Origin of the sequence: Enterococcus dongliensis (genome assembly GCF_031927985.1) — a bacterium.
GTDB lineage: Bacteria > Bacillota > Bacilli > Lactobacillales > Enterococcaceae > Enterococcus_A > Enterococcus_A dongliensis.
The window spans coordinates 53,981-71,610 of record NZ_JARPZC010000014.1 but is presented as its reverse complement, the minus strand read 5'-3'; the positions used below and the strand labels follow the sequence as shown (position 1 = coordinate 71,610).

15 protein-coding genes, 2 pseudogenes and 1 riboswitch are annotated in these 17,630 nt (G+C 35.4%); of the genes and pseudogenes, 8 read left to right on the top strand and 9 right to left on the bottom strand.

Translation table 11 applies throughout. The features are described 5' to 3' along the window. The first annotated feature begins 125 nt into the window (after positions 1–125). Positions 126–199: riboswitch (Fluoride riboswitch) on the top strand. Between the two features lie 89 nt (positions 200–288). The 3 genes from P7D84_RS10505 (at position 289) to P7D84_RS10495 (ending at position 4,138) form a co-directional block, all read left to right on the top strand. Beyond that, positions 289–1,584, top strand: coding sequence for a chloride channel protein (locus tag P7D84_RS10505; protein WP_311806386.1), 1,296 nt, complete (start codon positions 289–291; stop codon positions 1,582–1,584). A gap of 310 nt (positions 1,585–1,894) precedes the next feature. Next, positions 1,895–2,179 (top strand): hypothetical protein, encoded by a 285-nt coding sequence (locus P7D84_RS10500; protein ID WP_000922261.1) that lies wholly within the window; start codon positions 1,895–1,897, stop codon positions 2,177–2,179. Positions 2,180–2,185: 6 nt separating this feature from the next. Next, on the top strand, positions 2,186–4,138 hold the full coding sequence (locus P7D84_RS10495) for an insertion element protein (protein ID WP_311806385.1): 1,953 nt from the start codon (positions 2,186–2,188) through the stop codon (positions 4,136–4,138). A 71-nt stretch (positions 4,139–4,209) separates the two neighbouring features. On the opposite strand, the gene dfrG is transcribed toward P7D84_RS10495, so the two are convergent. Continuing rightward, positions 4,210–4,707: a trimethoprim-resistant dihydrofolate reductase DfrG gene (dfrG, locus tag P7D84_RS10490; protein ID WP_000868795.1), complete on the bottom strand. Its 498-nt coding sequence runs from the start codon at positions 4,705–4,707 to the stop codon at positions 4,210–4,212. A 300-nt stretch (positions 4,708–5,007) separates the two neighbouring features. Then, the gene (locus P7D84_RS10485) at positions 5,008–6,414 is read right to left on the bottom strand and encodes a C69 family dipeptidase (RefSeq protein WP_311806384.1); all 1,407 of its coding nucleotides are present in this window, start codon (positions 6,412–6,414) and stop codon (positions 5,008–5,010) included. A 188-nt stretch (positions 6,415–6,602) separates the two neighbouring features. Between P7D84_RS10485 and P7D84_RS10480 the strand changes: the two genes are divergently transcribed. Beyond that, positions 6,603–7,571 (top strand): hypothetical protein, encoded by a 969-nt coding sequence (locus P7D84_RS10480; RefSeq protein WP_311806383.1) that lies wholly within the window; start codon positions 6,603–6,605, stop codon positions 7,569–7,571. Between the two features lie 73 nt (positions 7,572–7,644). Here the strand turns inward: P7D84_RS10480 and P7D84_RS10475 are convergent, their stop codons facing one another. Then, a complete protein-coding gene (locus tag P7D84_RS10475; RefSeq protein ID WP_311806382.1) occupies positions 7,645–8,502 on the bottom strand; it encodes a formate/nitrite transporter family protein in 858 nt (285 codons plus the stop codon). A 170-nt stretch (positions 8,503–8,672) separates the two neighbouring features. On the opposite strand from P7D84_RS10475, the gene P7D84_RS10470 reads away from it, so the two are divergent. Further along, positions 8,673–9,107 carry an OsmC family protein gene (locus P7D84_RS10470; RefSeq protein WP_311806381.1) on the top strand — a complete coding sequence of 145 codons (435 nt, stop codon included), beginning with the start codon at positions 8,673–8,675 and terminating at the stop codon, positions 9,105–9,107. Positions 9,108–9,211: 104 nt separating this feature from the next. Here the strand turns inward: P7D84_RS10470 and P7D84_RS10465 are convergent, their stop codons facing one another. Together P7D84_RS10465 and P7D84_RS10460 are read right to left on the bottom strand one after the other, a co-directional pair. Next, positions 9,212–11,164: a glucosaminidase domain-containing protein gene (locus tag P7D84_RS10465; protein ID WP_311806380.1), complete on the bottom strand. Its 1,953-nt coding sequence runs from the start codon at positions 11,162–11,164 to the stop codon at positions 9,212–9,214. Between the two features lie 402 nt (positions 11,165–11,566). Further along, on the bottom strand, positions 11,567–11,908 hold the full coding sequence (locus tag P7D84_RS10460) for a hypothetical protein (protein WP_311806379.1): 342 nt from the start codon (positions 11,906–11,908) through the stop codon (positions 11,567–11,569). A 235-nt stretch (positions 11,909–12,143) separates the two neighbouring features. On the opposite strand from P7D84_RS10460, the gene P7D84_RS10455 reads away from it, so the two are divergent. Further along, on the top strand, positions 12,144–13,304 hold the full coding sequence (locus P7D84_RS10455) for a cation diffusion facilitator family transporter (RefSeq protein WP_311806378.1): 1,161 nt from the start codon (positions 12,144–12,146) through the stop codon (positions 13,302–13,304). A gap of 59 nt (positions 13,305–13,363) precedes the next feature. Here P7D84_RS10455 and P7D84_RS10450 read toward each other — a convergent pair whose 3' ends face one another. Beyond that, positions 13,364–14,197 carry a TIGR03943 family putative permease subunit gene (locus P7D84_RS10450; RefSeq protein ID WP_311806377.1) on the bottom strand — a complete coding sequence of 278 codons (834 nt, stop codon included), beginning with the start codon at positions 14,195–14,197 and terminating at the stop codon, positions 13,364–13,366. 9 nt (positions 14,198–14,206) lie between these two features. Beyond that, positions 14,207–15,103 carry a permease gene (locus tag P7D84_RS10445; RefSeq protein ID WP_311801454.1) on the bottom strand — a complete coding sequence of 299 codons (897 nt, stop codon included), beginning with the start codon at positions 15,101–15,103 and terminating at the stop codon, positions 14,207–14,209. A gap of 381 nt (positions 15,104–15,484) precedes the next feature. On the opposite strand from P7D84_RS10445, the pseudogene P7D84_RS10440 reads away from it, so the two are divergent. Beyond that, a pseudogene (locus P7D84_RS10440) lies at positions 15,485–15,673 on the top strand (hypothetical protein); the annotation flags it as partial. Between the two features lie 432 nt (positions 15,674–16,105). Here P7D84_RS10440 and P7D84_RS10435 read toward each other — a convergent pair. Further along, positions 16,106–16,660: pseudogene (locus tag P7D84_RS10435) on the bottom strand (GH25 family lysozyme); the annotation flags it as partial. 122 nt (positions 16,661–16,782) lie between these two features. Here P7D84_RS10435 and P7D84_RS10430 point away from each other — a divergent pair. After that, positions 16,783–17,142, top strand: a complete 360-nt coding sequence (locus P7D84_RS10430) for a tyrosine-type recombinase/integrase (protein ID WP_311806376.1) — start codon at positions 16,783–16,785, stop codon at positions 17,140–17,142. A gap of 95 nt (positions 17,143–17,237) precedes the next feature. Here the strand turns inward: P7D84_RS10430 and hbs are convergent, their stop codons facing one another. Beyond that, a complete protein-coding gene (gene hbs, locus P7D84_RS10425) occupies positions 17,238–17,513 on the bottom strand; it encodes a non-specific DNA-binding protein Hbs (protein WP_137604191.1) in 276 nt (91 codons plus the stop codon). Positions 17,514–17,630 lie beyond the last annotated feature (117 nt).

Here is a 17,630-nt window from a genome sequence, read left to right as displayed (position 1 = left end):
AATAATGGTTCTCTGGATGCTTACTATTCTTGAATTAGTGGTTTCTTGATGCTATCCAAAATTTTAAAGACATCCTAATATTTTTTATTGACAATCAGTTACTTTTACTGTAAAACTAAATCATAATAAAATACGGGAATGAGTGTCTCCCTAAGAATTTTCTTAAACCGCGAATCAAGCTGATGACTTCTACAATTTATTTTGTAGGGATCATTGGCTTTTTTTATGTTTATTCTATTTTAACATTCCCCGTAGAATGATTTATTTGATAAATTAGGAGGTCTTGGAATGAAAGAAAAGTATCAACTGTCCTATCAAAATTCAAGAAAGGCGTGGAAGGATCTCATCTTACTTTATTTTTTGATCCTACTTGTCAGCGTACTGACGGGGGTTATTTCCCATTATCTGCTGGCAGCATTACATTTTGTGACAGCTTATCGGCAGCGTCATTATTATTTATTATTTTATCTTCCTCTTATAGGAATGGCATCAGCTTTCGTTTATCAAAAATTTGGGAGAGGTGCTCAAAAAGGCAATAATTTAATTATTGAAAGTCTTGAAAATGAAGCAATCGTACCTGGGCGAATGGCTGTCTTCACTTTTATCTTTACGATCCTTTCTCATCTGTTTGGTGCTTCAGTTGGCCGTGAAGGGAGCGCTGTCCAAATCGGTGGCGTCTTTGCCAATAAAATGGCTGATTTTTTTCATTTAGAAAAAAATAATCGAAAATGGTTGATTCATGCTGGAATCAGCGCAGGCTTCTCTTCTATTTTTGGGACCCCTTTAGCTGGTAGTTTTTTTGGAATGGAAATGGCTTTCGTTGGTAACTTAGAACGTGCCGCAATGATCCCTTGTTTTCTCTCCGCTTATTTATCGAACTATGTTTCTAAACTTCTAGGAACAACTCATGACATTCATGATATGGGCAGTCTTCCTGTATTTAGTATAAAATTAGTCTTACTCGTTATATTGGCTGCTATTCTATTTGGTATGTTTGGTCATTTTTTTGCCCTTTTAACGCATTCATTAAAACGAATTTATACTAGTACCTTTAAAAATTATTTATTGCGAGCTTTTATTACTTCGGTGATTGTTGTTATCGTCCTTTGGTTTACTAAGGGACAACGATTCATGGGTTTAAGCCTTCCTTTGATTGATGATGCCTTTGTTGGAAAGACGACATTTCTTGATCCTATTGTAAAATTAGCGACTACAGCTTTGAGTTTAGCTGCTGGTTTGCAAGGTGGAGAAGTTACCCCATTGTTTGCGATAGGTTCTTCCTTGGGCAGCAGTGTGGGAAATTTATTCGGAGTCTCCCCTACTTTTTTAGCTGCTTTAGGGTTGATTGCGGTTTTTGGTTGTGCTGCAAATGCACCGTTAACTACTATTATGCTAGGGATTGATCTTTTTGATGTAAAAGCTTTACCTTACTTTATTATTACTTCTTTTGTTAGTTATTTTGTATCCGGACATCAAGGAATTTATACTTCTCAAACGATTATTCACGCAAAAAGTATCTTTTTAAAACATCATGAAGGTTATCAGATTGGAACAATCAAGGAAGCCACTAAGAACAAGAAATAAATTGTCCATAGTACTTTGTCAGATTAGTTAGAAAAAATTGGAATAAAAAATCTTATTTGCGATATTTATAGCGATATATTTTATCACCAACAACTTTAAAAAAAAGGACCTCCGTTATAACTAAGTAGTTCAGTTTTGGAGTACAAAAAGTGAAAATGTAAACCTAAATGAGTATCAAATTGCAACTGAATTTGATACTCGTTTTTTATTGTTAAATCAACGTTTGTTGTTAATTTACACCACAAAATGTAAGTTAAAATGTATATAAAAATGCGAACGTGAAATAATTATTGTAGGAATGCAAATTGGTGTGTTAAAATGGTTACAATTTACTAAGCAAAAAGGGGTGCATTTTCCTATGCAATTTCTTGAGCCAAAAAATAAGAACGCTAAGTCTGTGGATTGGGAAATATCAGAGCAAGTAAGGGTGATAGTTAAGCAATACGCTGAATATGCAGAGCGTACTGAAAGCGAAGCAGTGGATGAATTCTTATTGAACATTTTAGACGATAAGAAGTTTATTGAATGGATTGCCAACAAGCGAAGTAATAAGCGGATTGTTGAAAAAATGGGTATCAAAGATAGAGTGGGTTGATAGACAATGACCAAGCTTAAAAGATTAGCCACGAAGGAAGATGAAATTGTAGATGTTAAAATTCCGATTTCAAACGAAGAATTAAAAGATAGGGCTAAACAATATGATTTATTAACTCCAAAACGATTTGCAACAAGGTATAACAAAATGTTGTTCTTGCCAACGTCTTTTAAATGGAACGGTTCTGAATATCCCATTCAATATAATTACTGCATCAATCCGTTTTGTTGTAATTTTGGGAAAGAACAGCACAAATTCAAAGATGTAAAAGGGAAACCAAGTCGATATAAAATGACTGGTAGTTCCAAAGATAAAGGTCATAAAGGTATGTACTGCAATGACAATCCTATTGGCAGAGGTGTATCGCAAAACTGTACAGTAACCCCTTTATCTAATTGGTCTGTTGTTGAAGAAATTAAACGCCTTATAGAAATCAATAGCATCCAAGATGTTGAGCCAGATTATCAATTTCATAAAGAAGGCTGCTCGGAAGAAGAATCAACCCCATTCAATGAGCCGAAGCAATTTTACAAAAGGGGGAAAAGTAGGGGCAAATCTCAACGCTATCAATGTAAGGCGTGTAAGAAGTTCACTAATGTTCTACCAAAAAGAGAAGAAACCACTACTTATCACCAACAAAAGAACACCATTCTTCCAATGTTCGCTAAGATGGTTGTTGGAAGGGTTTCAGTCAGTCGTACTTGTGATATTTTAGAAATTGGAGTTGGAACCTACTATCATAAGCTGGAGTGGCTGTATAGGCGTTGTTTGGAGTTTTTAGAACGATATGAGACACAACCCCTTCAAACAAAGAAATTTAACGAGATGTGGCTTAATACGGACAAGATGCACTACTACCTAAATAACGTCCGTAAGAAAGGACAAGGTTCAAAGAAATATACGGGGTTTGAAGACCTTAATATGCAAACGTATATAGTTGTATCTGCTGAGGTCTTATCAAGATATGTGTTCCGTTCTGATGTTGCCTATGATTGGAATATTTCAATGGATGAATTAAATGAAGATACAAGAAAATTCAAAGAAGACCATCTCAATACTTTTAGTCGTAAAAATGATAGGTTAGATTGGTCTTATTATCCACAAGAACCATCCGCTAACGATAGCGAAAATAGGAATGCTTATCTTCACGAATTAGGGAAAATTACTAATAGGAGTAGATTTGTCGATGGTTTAAATGTTGATGCTCCTTATACTACAACTGCTCACTATTGGTTAATTAAACAAATGGTTAATGCCGACGAATGGCGAATGATTAGTGATGATGACTTCTCTATTAGAAACGCCTTTTATAGAGTATTCACGAAAGAATTAAGGTTGAGCGATGCACATCATTTTATTTGCCAAGTTAACAAGACGAAAAGCAGAAAACAATGCTTAAAAGAATTCGGACAAGCAAAAGCAGAACTGCTCGATTGGGGAGATATCAGAGGATTCAAAACAAAGTTTCTACGGACTTTGGCATCTCATTATCTAACTGAATTACTAACAAGTCATCAATTCCACGAAGAGGCTATTAGTAAAGATGGAGAAAGATATCGCAAATATGCCGATAACCCTATCAAACATCCATTAGCCACTAAGGATAAAGGATTTTATTCAGTTGATTGTAGAACGGATTTATCTGCTCTGGAACCAAACGAAATCGCAAAGATGCTATTAAATGTTAATGACCATTCGACCAATAGCTTTATTCAACAGATAAGACGTTATATATCATCTCTTGAAAGACCATTAACAACAGCTCGTGGTGATAAGAAGAGCTATATTTACGCTAACTTCAATCCGAAGTATGCTCAATTTGCGATTACAATTCTAAGAACTTACTACAACTTTTGTCGCCCTTTTAAATCAGCGGATAAAAAGGTTTTGACACCTGCTCAAAGATTAGGGATTACAGATAAACAATTTGATTGGAAAGATATAATTTATTTCAAATGACAAAAAGAGCTTGGAGTAATCCCAAGCTCTTGTGCTTTATCTTTACTGTTCTTCTTCAATTAACGCACCCGTTAACTCAATAAGTTTTTTCTTTCATATACATGAAAATAGTAGTTATACGGATTTTTATCATTCTTTATCCCTTTTTGGGCAAATACCTCATTCCATTCCTCATAATTCACTTCTGGAAAAAAAGTATCTCCTTCGAATTCATGATGTATTTTTGTGATGTACATTTTCTCAACATAAGGGAAAAACAAATTATAAATCTGTTCTCCTCCGAAAATAAAAATTTCTTCTTCGTTTTTACATAACTCAAAAACATCTTCTATTGAATGAACAATTTCACAACCATTAAAGGTAAACCCCTTATCTCTCGTCAGAATAATATTTCTTCTGTCAGGTAAGGCTCTTCCGATTGATTCAAGGTTCTTCCTACCTAATATTATCGGATGTCCCTTTGTAGTATTTTTAACATATTCCCAGTCCTTGGGAATCCTCCAAGGAATGTCATTCTCTTTGCCAATCACTCTATTCTTATCCATCGCAGCAATCAAAGAAACTTTCATTTATAACACAGCCTTTTTAACTAATTTACCATCTAATTTCTTATTTCTATCAAAAAACCTTTTCTCATTATCCTGCCCGTTAGTTGAATAAGCAATTTTTTCTATAAGTTATATTATCATAATACCACAAAATCACAAATTTTCATTCAATTATCATTTTCAATTGCATTTTATAAATCATTTTGTATGTAATTTGGTATGTAAGTTAAAATGAAAAAAGTAGTCCATTTTGAAGTACATTTTGTCATTTTGTACTCCAAAACTGAACTACTTACGTTATAACGAAAGTCCTTTTTTTAATTAGTCATTTAAATTGTAGCGTAATTTCATATGCTCTGATCCAGAGATGACCATGTCACCAAATAACTTGGTTTGACGTTTGAGCGATTCATCCGCTAGTTTTTCATTTGCAGCTTCTAGGAATTTTTGCACATCGGCTTGTTCACTGATTGCTTTATCCGTTTCATTTTGAATCTCATGGTATACCGACATTGCTTGTAATTCAAAGGTATTGCGGAAATCTACATAGAAATTGTAATCTGTATCACCCAGCAAGGCAGTTGCACAGCTTAACCAGTACATATTATTCAAGTCAAAAGTCCCTGTAGCATTTTTATAGCAGTTAGGTGTGTCATTGACATTTGAATAGAATGGTACCACTGTATTAAACGTATTTGCTCCGTAAGCTAACCAATGAACCCCAGCGATTTCAGCAGGTACATGGTTACGGATTTGTAAAATGTGAACATTATGATTACGATTAATCCCAATTGGACGAATCAACGTTTTTTCTGCTTCTGTGCCATCACCATAAGGATCATACTTAGTATTTTCAAAGTGAGAACTTAAAACAAATTTGACATCTTCAATAGATATCTTACGGTTGGCATGACAAATAAATGGTAAATCTTGATCCATTGGATCTTGTTCTACTTCTGGAGTAAAGTATTTTTGACCATACCAAGCTCGTGGATTGTTATAGACGGTATCTTTAACGGAAGAACTTCCAAAAATATGGCGTAAGTTATAACCATTGAAATCTGGATTCAAATGATTGTCTTCGATTAATGTTTGTAAATCATCTGAGCAAAGCGTATCTGCAGAATCAAAATCAAATTCATCGATATTCATCCGATTTGGTGCAACTACATAAGCATCATCCGGAATACGGACAGCCGCCCAATGATGACCGCCAATCGTTTCTAACCACCAAACTTCGTCTTGATCGGAAAAGGCAATCCCGTTTGGTTCATAAGTTCCATATTCTTTTAGTAATGCGCCAAGACGTTCTACGCCTTCTCTGGCACTATGAATGTAAGGCAATACCAAAGTGACAATATCTTCTTCCCCAATTCCGCCTTCTACATAAGGATCGAGTCCTTGAATCCGTGGATTCGTTGTAATCGTCTCCGTGGCTGACATGGCAACATTCTCACTGTTAATCCCTGCTGCTGGCCAGATTCCATTTGTCAAAATAGCATTTGGAGTTGATGTATAACACAATGGATTGTCAGGTAATTCAATCTTCATACCGCTAATCACCGCTTGATACTGTTTGGGTTGATCTTCTGGTTGAACTACCACAAAGCGTTGTGGATCCAAGGCTTCGTGTCCATCGTCGTTCCTTGAAATAATAGTTGAGCCATCAATTGATGCTTTCTTTCCGACTAGTACAGTGGTACATGAACCTTTTACTCTTTTTGTCATACTTGAAACACTCTCCCTTTTCATGGTACCTCAAGTATAACGCTAAAAAAATTAGATAACAAATGAAATCTTATTGAGAAATTCTATTGGTTGCTTAGTATTTTTCACAGATAAATACTTCTTTAAAATCCTTTAACTGTTCGCAAAACCGATAAATTGTTAAAATGAACATATAGGAGGCGAAATCAATGAATATTTGTTTTTTTAAATTAAGTAATTGGTTGCGCCATTTTGTTATTGCTTCTTTTTATAATCGAAGAAAAATGAAACAAATGTATCCTAAGTTTTTTACCGCTGTAGAACGAGCATATCCCATCCCGAACTTAAATAAGACGTCTTCATTAACAAAAAACAAAGCTGAAGCCTGCTTGACCATGACACCACAGGGAATGACCTTGACAGAACATTACTTGCTCATCTCAGCCTATTGTTATGATCATCAGCATCATTCTGTTATTTATGTATTAGATCGAAACTCTGGCAATAAAATCAAAACAGTCATCTTACCTGATCTGTCCCATGTCGGCGGACTGGCTTATGATCCGCTGCAACAAACTATTTGGCTGAGTAACACTGTCGGATCTTTCGCCGCAGTTGCTGCGATTCATTTAAAACAGATTGATGAATATATTGAAGGGTCTGCTCCCATTTTTTACCAACAAAAAATTGCATTAAAAGAATTACCGCACACTTCAGCTCTAACCTATAATCGGAAGTATCTTGTTGCAGCGCTCTTTTCCTTGAAAGAATTTGGGAAAATCGTCTGCTATCCTATCGATCATACGGAAAAGCTAATAAATGAGGAGAATCACTTAAATACTTCAAAAAGTACGATCCTTAGCTCTCCTTTCGGGACATTAGCAATTCCTAAAAAAATCCAAGGCGCAACTTTTTATAAAAATTTCCTACTCCTTTCTCAATCTTGGGGTAGACAATCTGGTAAGATTTTTGTCTTCGATATTCATCGAACAACTGATTTTTCTGATCTCACCCAGGCACAAAAAATAATCACAACGCCACCTTATTTAGAACAAATTTATGTAGACGGCGAATATCTTTTTGCTCTTTTTGAAAGTGGAGCTTCCGCTTATCGAAAAAAGACATCCTTCGTCATAAATGACGTCTTGCAACTAGACCTATTACAACTATTGGAATGACCAATCACAGCTTGTTATTAAAAAACGCTACTTGTTGATTTCAACAAGTAGCGTTTTTGGGATTCGTGACTTTTTAATCAACGTATTTTGATTCGGTATTATTCAACCATGCGTAACCTAGCCCCATAACTAATCCGCCACCAATAAAGTTCCCAATCAACGTGAAGAATAGATTATGAAGAACATTCCCTGCTGTCATCTCAGCAAGTGTTCCGTGAGCTGAGAAATAAGTTAATGAAAAGGCAGGAAAATTAGCGATGACGTGTTCATAGCCTAAAAAGGAAAAAATGAAAATAACAAAAACGATCACCAATACTTTTGCCGTATCGTCTTTGATTCGTAGACTAGCCAAAACTGCGATATTCACCAAAATATTAGCAAACATTCCTTCGACTAAGATTTGACTGGTTGATTTTGTCAATTTAGCAGCGACGCCTGTGAACATAAAATTATCTGGTTCTAAATGACTAAATGGTGTAGTCAATGATAGCAAATATCCGGAAAGTACTCCACCAATTAAATTAAAAAAGATACAAATAAGTAATAGCTTTAAAGCAAAAGCAAACGACATCTTTTTCTTATATACACCAATCGTAGTGTACAACATATTAGAAGTCCCTAGTTCCGCATTCAAAAAGATGATCATCACTAGTCCCCAGCTAAACATGAATGCATAAGTCGCTTTTTCTAATCCGGGAAGTGCGCCATGCATCCGAATAGCAATATAAAAACCAATCGCTGTTCCTAAAGCTAAAAATAAACCAGCTAACATCGAACGTACTGCATAACGAGGCAAACTAGAACTAAGTAAATCAATTTTTTTACTGATTGAATATTCTAGCTGAGACATTAAGGCTGATTGATTTTTCACATGACCTTCGCTTTCAGTTGCAGGGGTCTCTTCTATTTTCATAAATAAATCCGTTTTCATATTTTTCCTTCCTTCTTGACAAAGTCATGATGTACAGGTATCATATCGAATTCTTCTAGGTTTATCAATGAAAATACAGTAAAAAAATAAATTATTGAGAAAAATTGCACAAGTTATTTAACTTTTTGAAGAAACATCGTATGATTGATTAAGAGAGGAAGGGATTTTTTATGGTAAAACAATTATTAAAAGCAGAGGTAGAATCTTTAGGTGGTCTGCAGCTAAAATGTTCTGCACGCGGCTTTGAATTTATGATTGACGAACCAATAAGTTCTGGTGGTACAAATGAAGCAATGAACCCTTTAGAAGCGTTGCTCTGTTCATTAGGGGCTTGTAAAATGATGGTCGCTCGGTTTTTCTATCAAAGCAAACACATCGATCTAAAGAAGATGCGTGTAGAAGTTTTAGGCGAGATTGATTCCGATCGACTAAAAGGCAAACCAAATGTTAAGGTCGGTTTTTCAAAGATCATCACAAATTATTATATTGAAGCCGAGAATAGTCCAGAAGAGATCCAATCATTTGTTACTTTTATTGAAAAAACTTGTCCAGTCAAGGATACTATCGTCAACTCACCAGAAATGGAACTTCATATCAATCCCTAATTATCCGTTAAAAGAGCTCTCTTTTAACGAACGGCTATTTTTATCAATGAATAATAAAAAAGTAAAAACCGCCAAATTTTTCCTGGCAGTTTTTACTTTTTTATTTATTTTATTGGTGGAATAACCGCTAGTAAGCCGTTACTCAATCTAACATAAATCGAAGCTGTCGTAGGTAACGGTTTTGTAACTTCTTTTTTCGCTGACAACGCCGTCGCTGCTAGAGCAATCAAACTTTCACCACGGAAAAGATTAACAAAATACTTTGTTGACATAGCCTGCGGGATACGCGGATTATTGATGATGCTCGCTAATAATTTTGATAAAATATAATCATTTAGATTTGAAGACGATTTTGTCGCCTTGATTTCTGGGCCAACAGATTTCTTTGCTTGCTTGGCTTGATCATACTCTGTTAAGTCATATGCTTTAATGATTGCATTTAATTTCTCAGCATATTGTTTATCGGTCGCATAACGTCCTTGTAAATACTTCGTCGCTTCTTCATAAGATTTTGTTTGATCTTTCCAAGCCGCTTTATAAAATTCTGGATTTCCAGAAATGCCTTCTTTGATTAATGTAGCATAGTCTTCTAATGATTCTTTGTAAGAAGGATATTTTCTAAATTCAGAAGTAATTTGGAAAGAAGCTCCCTCATCGTCTTGTTCTAAAGTTTGGAAAGTTATTCCTTGTCCCTTATATTTCCCTTTAATACCAAACAAATTATAATTTGGTTCACTAGCTAATGAACTATTCCCTGAGCCACTTTCCAATATCGCTTGTGCAATCATCACGGAAGAATAAATTCCATTTTTTTGGCCAATCTCACGAGATATTTCACCAATTTTTTTGATGAATTGATCAGTCGTTTGGTTTTTATTCACTATAAAGGGTTGATCCGGACTGTAAGTTCCGAAAGCATTCGCCAACGAGCTCGTTGCTTTTGGTAATCCAGCGATATTTACCCGAACAGCAAATGTTGGGGTAAAACTACTGATATTCCCAATTTTGACAACATCTCCCGGTTGTGGCGCGTGAATGTACTGCCCATTGCCAATATAAATCGCTACATGAGTCGTGACACTTGTTGGTGCACCCCAAAATAATAAATCCCCCGGTTGTGCTTCACTAACAGGAATTTGTGTGCCAGCATATTGTTGATCGCCTGTCCAACCACCGATATAATGACCTGTTGCATTCGCATATACTAAGTAAGCTAATCCTGAACAGTCAAAGGCATTTGGACCTTTCGCTCCCCAAACATACGGTTTACCAAGCTGACGATACGCCTCTTGTACGATTGCTGTCTGTACTTCATTGCTAAAAGTTGGAGCCTTTTGATTGGAAGGAACTCGTGTATCATTTGCTGTAACTGATGCAGGCTGATGAGCCGTTCCTTGATTTTGATTGGCTGTTGGCTGCGTTTTTTCAGGTTTTTGAGTTGCTGGCTTAGTTGTGTTGCCAGAAGGTGTCTCTTTATTGTGATTGTTTTGATTATTAGAATTACTGTTATTTTGATTGCTATCAGGTTTTTCTTCAGGTTTTGGTGTTGGAGCAGGAGTTTCTTCTATTTTTACAGGAGTTGTTTCAAGTTCAATGGAAACATCTGAGCTGGGCATTGAAAAGGCTCCATTGATCTCTCCGCTCGTAAAAATAGGTCCAGTTTGATTACTGATTTTAACTTCTTTTAGCTCAAATCCCGTTGCTAATGTTACAGTATAATGAACGGTTGTCCCTTCAACTAATCCTTCAGTTGAATCATATTGAAAGACAATTTGATTCCCATTTGCATCGATCAATGTATTATTTGCCAATGGCTGTCCAGCTGATTGTAATTGGTAGGTCGCTTGAACAGGCTGTTCCGGTTGCACCGGTTCAGTTGGTTGCGTCTCAGGAATCTCTGCACTAGGTTCTTCTGAAGGTTGTGTCTCGGGGACATTTGTAGCTGACTCGCTAGTGACAGTACTAATTTCTTCCGCCAAGACTTGTTGAGAGGTTAATAAAGTCGGTCCAAAAAGCGTGCCAACTGCTAATAAACTAATAATTTTATTGTATTTCACATCTGCACCTCATTTCTAAAATTAAATATATTTGCATATATAATGTTTTTCCTTAATTACTTACTATTTTATCATTGTTTTAACCGTCTGTGTAAAAAAAACTGGAACTCAAAATAATTCAATTTTATTACCATATTAGAGAAAAATCATAATTAGAACTTGTCTATTTTTTATCAGCTATTAAAAATAGTTCTCATTGACTGCTATCGAGGGGCACTTTAATAGATTTTAAGAGCCAGAATCACAGATTTGAACAAATTCTTTCTATTATAAATATACGTAAAAAATCTACGTGTATCTTTTCTTGATACGCGTAGATCTCTTACGTAAGAATTTTTATGCTGTGTGCTTTTTTACAAGAATCGTAAGTACAGGAGCAGCCCATATTAAACTGGCATTCATTTATTCCCTATTTTTAAGAATTTTTTGCATTAATTTCGAAATTGATCGTTCGTGAAAATGAGTCATCCTCACGCTCGCACCTTCTTCTGTTCGCCAAATTTTATTTTCATAAAATCCGACAGTGTCTCTCTGTCCATCCATTAGTTCTTTGGCATAACCTAACACGAGTCGAATCGCTTCACGAGTTGGTTCATCACTTTTGAAATAGCCTGGATAGCTGCGCAGATATTCATCAAGGTCGCTATTTCGTGAAATTTTCCAATCTTCAATAAAATCTTCTAAGGCTGTAACTACGTTATTTGTTTGAATTTTCCATAACGTTATATCTACTTGATTTTCCATCATCCTACCTCCCCTTTATGAATCCCCTTACACAATTGATTATAAAGTATGTACATTTTAAATGGCTGAGATAATCACAAATTTTTTATTAAAAAACTTCAAAACGCGATTACCAGTAAAAAAGTAAACTTCAAATAATAAAGGTTTACTTTTTTGTTTATACTGATAGATTTAACTTCTTATTGTTTGCTGTTTCAGTTATACTAGGACTAATTGATTGATAAGGATGATTTTTATGTTAACTTTTTTAATAAATAAAATTACTAAACGTTGGAAAGGAAATAAGCGAACCAGTGTCGGTATCTTAGGAGGAATTTTAGGACTTGTTTCGAATCTGATCTTATTTTTGGCTAAATTTTTTATTAGTTCACTTTCAGGCAGTGTTTCGATTATGGCGGATGCAATGAATAATTTGTCAGACACTGCCTCTTCCTTTATTACGTTGGCAGGATTTAAAATTGCTGGTAAACCGGCAGATGAAGGACATCCCTATGGACATGAACGATTTGAATATATCAGTGGTTTTGTCATTTCGATTTTAGTCACTTACGTGGGTGTACGTTTTTTAGACAGTTCTTTTATCAAAATTCTTCATCCTAGTAGCGTCTTACTTTCACCAATTGTTTATATTGTACTGATTTTATCTATTTTAATGAAATTTTGGCAATCACATATGTATCGCAAATTAAGCCGTGAGATTGATTCAGATACTTTAAAAGCTACTGCACAAGACAGCATCAATGATGTTTATACAACTATTGCCGTTTTGATTTCAGCAATAATCGAATGGATCAGCGGTTGGCGAATCGATGGCTACATCGGTTTTTTCATTGCTCTTTATATCATCTATTCAGGAATTAAAATGATTATGAGTTTTATCAGTGATTTGATGGGCGGGCGTCCGCCAGAAACAGAAGTTCTCGCGATTCGAAACCATTTAGAGAATTATCCAGATATTATCGGCTACCACGATCTATTGATTCATAGCTATGGACCAAACAGTATCTTTGCTTCAGTTCATATCGAAGTTGATCAAGATTGGAGCCTGTCTCATGCTCATGAAGTCATCGATGCAATCGAGTATGAGGTCAAAGAAAATCTAGGAGTCGACTTGGTTTGTCATTTAGATCCCTATCCTTTAGATGATCCAGATTTCAAACGAATCGCTCCAGAATTAAAGAAGATCTTAAAAGAAATTCACCCACAACTGCGTTTTCACGATTTACGTGTTGACAAAGGAACGACTCCGGAGACCATCTATTTCGATCTGGTCGTTCCTGAAGAATTAAAAAAACATACAAATACTCAGTTACAAGACCAAATCAGTGCATGCTTTATCGCTCAAAATGCTCCAGCAAAGCTGATGATTACTTTCGATCGGACCTATTTGTTATAAAAAAATCTCACAAAAAATAGCAAATCAGGATTATCTGATCTGCTCTTTTTTATTTCTTATTAAAACGCTCGATAGACGTATTGATTGTTTGGTGAGTTTATTGTCTGTACATGATCTACTGCAACAGATGGGATTTGTCGACGGAAAGGTTCGAAGTAATCTAGCGTGATTGTTCCTTCAATGTGTAACCATTGATTGTTTTTTACTGATATATCCGCAGGTAAATTGGTCATCAAGCCAAAGACCCCTGAATCAGCGACACAGTGAATGATCCCAAAACGAAAGAGGAAATCATACTTTTGATTATGCGCATTTGTTTCATAAACAAAGCCATTAAAAGAAATCTTTTTCCCAACAAAAGTATTGGGGTAATTATAAATCAATTCCATCATTTCCAGATAATTTTCATCTGTCACTTCTAATTTCTGATCAGTTTCATATTTTTTCATTAATTTAGTCATCTGATCATTATAATCACTTTTATTATAATAAATACTCGTATCCGGTTTTAAATATTGTGTATTCATTTCCGGATCCCCGACTGATTCTTTACTCACCGGAAAACTAAAGCCCTTTGCTTCAACGATCGTCGTATCCAAGCTAATCTTTGGGAACAAGGTACCAATGATGATCGGCAGAATGAGTAATAAATAGGCAATCCCTCGTTGATAGGGTCTTGTCATTCCATGATCGTGTCCAGCATGCATCTTTTCCCCATGCTTCTCTCCTTCTGTCCAAATTTTTAACTGAACTAGCGCAAGAATTAACGATAGAAACATCGTCAGAAAGATCAAATAGCGATAATGGACATTGATGTATTGATCGAGCCTACCCGAAACTTGCAAGTACATCATTAATTCAAAATAACCTGATAAAATTAGAAAACGTATCATGAAGCCCTCCTATATCACTAATGCATAAATCGTTACGATCAAACTGATTAAAGCGATCAATTGAACAATGAACTTTCCGTGGAAACTCCGCTTCATCATCATTAAATTTTTGATATCTACCATTGGCCCAAAAACTAAAAAAGCTACAATCGCATTGGGACCAAACAGACTTAATAAAGATGATCCTACAAACGCGTCTGCTTCTGAACAAAGAGACATCGTGAAAGCTAGGATCAACATCACTAAAATACCGATAATCTTCGTTGAAGTAAGTTGCAGCATGAATTGAGTAGGAAGAAAAACTTGCATTCCGCTAGCGATCAAAGCACCAATGACTAAATAACGACCGGTATCGAAAAACTCATCAATTCCATGAACTAAAACGGACCAAAGTTTTCTACTAAAAGTTCTTTCTTTTTCATCGGTGTGGATGTGTTCCATATGATCAGCTAGTTTTGTTTTTAAAATTGGTAAACGGTTGAAATAACCAATCCACATACCAATAATCAATGCGACGATAAAACTTCCTAATGCTCGTAACAAAGCAAACTTCATACTATTGCCAAAAGCAATATACGTTGAAAATAAGACGATTGGATTAATGATTGGTGCAGTTACCATGAAGGCAAAAGCAGTATATTCTGGAACACCTTTTCGGATAAACTGGGTCACAATCGGTACGATGCCGCATTCGCAAGACGGAAAAAAGAATCCTAAAACCGAACCGACAAGAATTGCTAAAAATTTATTTTTAGGTAAAAGTTTTTGAACTCTTTCTGGTGTCAAAAAAACTTGCAAAGCTCCTGAAATAATGCAGCCTAATAAAACGAAGGGAATTGCTTCAATGACAATCGATAAAAAGATCGTGCTCATTTGTAAAACTGAGTGTGGTAAAAAATCAAACATGTGTCTCCTCCAAATTTTTCACTGTTTAAAGATATACTCTCTTTTTGCAGAAGACACAAGAAAAATTTAAATTACAGCACTTTTTTAAATTCTTTTTATTATTTAGATCGATTAAAAATAAAAAAACCCGCTCATGCGAGCAGGCAATGGTAATTATTTTACGGCATCTTTTATCATAGCTGATTCTCGGCTTATCCAAACTAATCAAAAAATGCTTTAAATCAACGTTTAATAAGGCTATATTTATGAAAAAAATTTGAGCTAGAACGGACTAGTTAGAGTTTTCTGCCCCTTTTCTGCCCCTTTCCAGTAATCTAACAAAACTAAAATTATAATGGTACAATTGCATTAGTAAAGTTCATCGGAAAAGAGGGTAAATTAATGAAGTTCGGAGTTAGAAAACCAAGTGTTAAAAAGTCCATCAAAGCACGCACAACGGGTAAAGCAAAACGTGCGGTTAAAAGATCTATTAATCCAACTTACGGGAAAAAAGGTATGGGTTGGGTAAACAATCCGAAAAAAACAGCATACAATAAAGTGTATAACAAGACTACTAAATCTGTTACGGATTTTGGATCTACAAAAAAACGAAAAAAAGTATCAAGTTCGAACTATTCAAGTGGAGGGCAATACGGGAATGAGCAAAAATCTGGATGCGGTTGTTGGACATTATTACTTGCTGCCTTAATTATCCCTATTTTAGCTCCCTTCTTCCCTGTCTTTGCTGTCATAGCTTTAATAATTGTGGTGATTGTATCTTTGATTAGATTAGGCACTAGACGTAATGAAGAACCAGCAGAACAAGAAGAGTTCGATTACAGCGATAATGATTTTGAGGATAACGGTGATAATGAAGATGATCACTGGGATGATTTTTAGAATTACTTTTAATTATTGAAGCCTGATTTTCGGGCTTTTTTGTTTTTTATTGAGGAATTGGAAAGTTTAATTGAACAAAGAAAAAAAGACCTCTCAGCCAAATAGGCTGAGAGGTCTTTTCATCTATATATCTAAGTACCAGCGTATTTCAGTTAAATCATTAAATCCATCTTTGACATCGCCTTTTGAGTCGTTGGTACTTCGAATCATGATAATAATCGAATGACCCTTCACATCTTTCTGATTGAACTCAATATTGAATCCAGCTACATCATTTCGATTATAGACTTTTGTAGCATCAGCACGAGGCAAATCTTTTAATTTAATGCGCTTCAATTCTTTACCAGTCGTGCGATCTAAAATAAAGGCATACTGATATTTATGAGTGCGAGTGCTCCAACCCTCTGCTTTGATTTTTCCATTCACTGCGCCGAAACCATCAACATGACCTTTATCATTTTTGACTTCCATCACAGAATAGTTCTGGCCAGTTCGATAAACGTCTGTAACTTCTGTTGGATTTGGATCAGGTAATGTTGAATAACCGTTGTCTGTAATGCCGGTCAAATCGACATTGCCATCAAGCCCGCCTGCAACGTAAGTGCTAGTAAACTGGTAAATTGCTGCGCCATCCATTGATGGAAAATAATTATAATTTGGATAAGGCGTGACATTATAAAAAGCGTTGCATCCATTTCCGAACAACTAGATATTCTGATGTGTCTGTCGATTATTTATTAGGACGTACAAATTCTACAAATATTAGTGATGATAACAAGACAATTGCAAAGCAAATTATGATGCGTTCTAATTTAGTAAAATGTACTTTTGAGGAAAACAAACTAGATTTATTATCCGAATCGAATTTTAGTAATGACGGTTTTGTTTTTGTGACTCGTTCAGGTACACCCATGCAAAATAGCTCATTCAATCAATCTTTTGCTGCCGCAGGTAAGAAAAGTGGAATTCAAAAAAAATTAACTTCCCATGTACTTAGACATACTCATGTGTCGTTACTCGCTGAACAGAACACACCTTTGAAAGCGAGTATGGATCGAGTAGGCCACGAAGATGCAGATGTGACGAATAAAATCTATACACATATCACTGACAAAATGAAGACTGACTTAATCGGTCAATTAGAAAAGAATGGTCTATAACCATTCTTTTTTTGCCCCTTTTCTGCCCCTTTTGACCTCACAGAAAAACAAAAACCTGCTAGAGCCTTACAGCCCCAACAGGTTTGATGTTGATATTATTTTACGGCATCTTTTAATTGTTTACCGGCTTTAAATGCTGGAGATTTGCTGGCTGCGATGGTGATTTCTTCACCAGTTTGAGGATTACGACCTTTACGAGCGGCACGTTCGCGTACTTCAAAGTTTCCAAAACCGATTACTTGAACTTTTTCGCCATCTTTCAATGATGATTGAATTCCTTCAAATAAAGCATCTACAGCAGATGCTGCGTCTTTCTTTGTCAATCCAGTTTTTTCTGCTACTTTCTCAACTAAGCTTTGTTTATTAATCATAATATATAGCCTCCACTATCTTTTTAATGTATTTCAAAACAATTTTATTCGTTATTGCGGAGAAAGGCAACAGTTAACACTCTTTTTCCCCTATTTTCCAATTCTTTCGTTTTTATT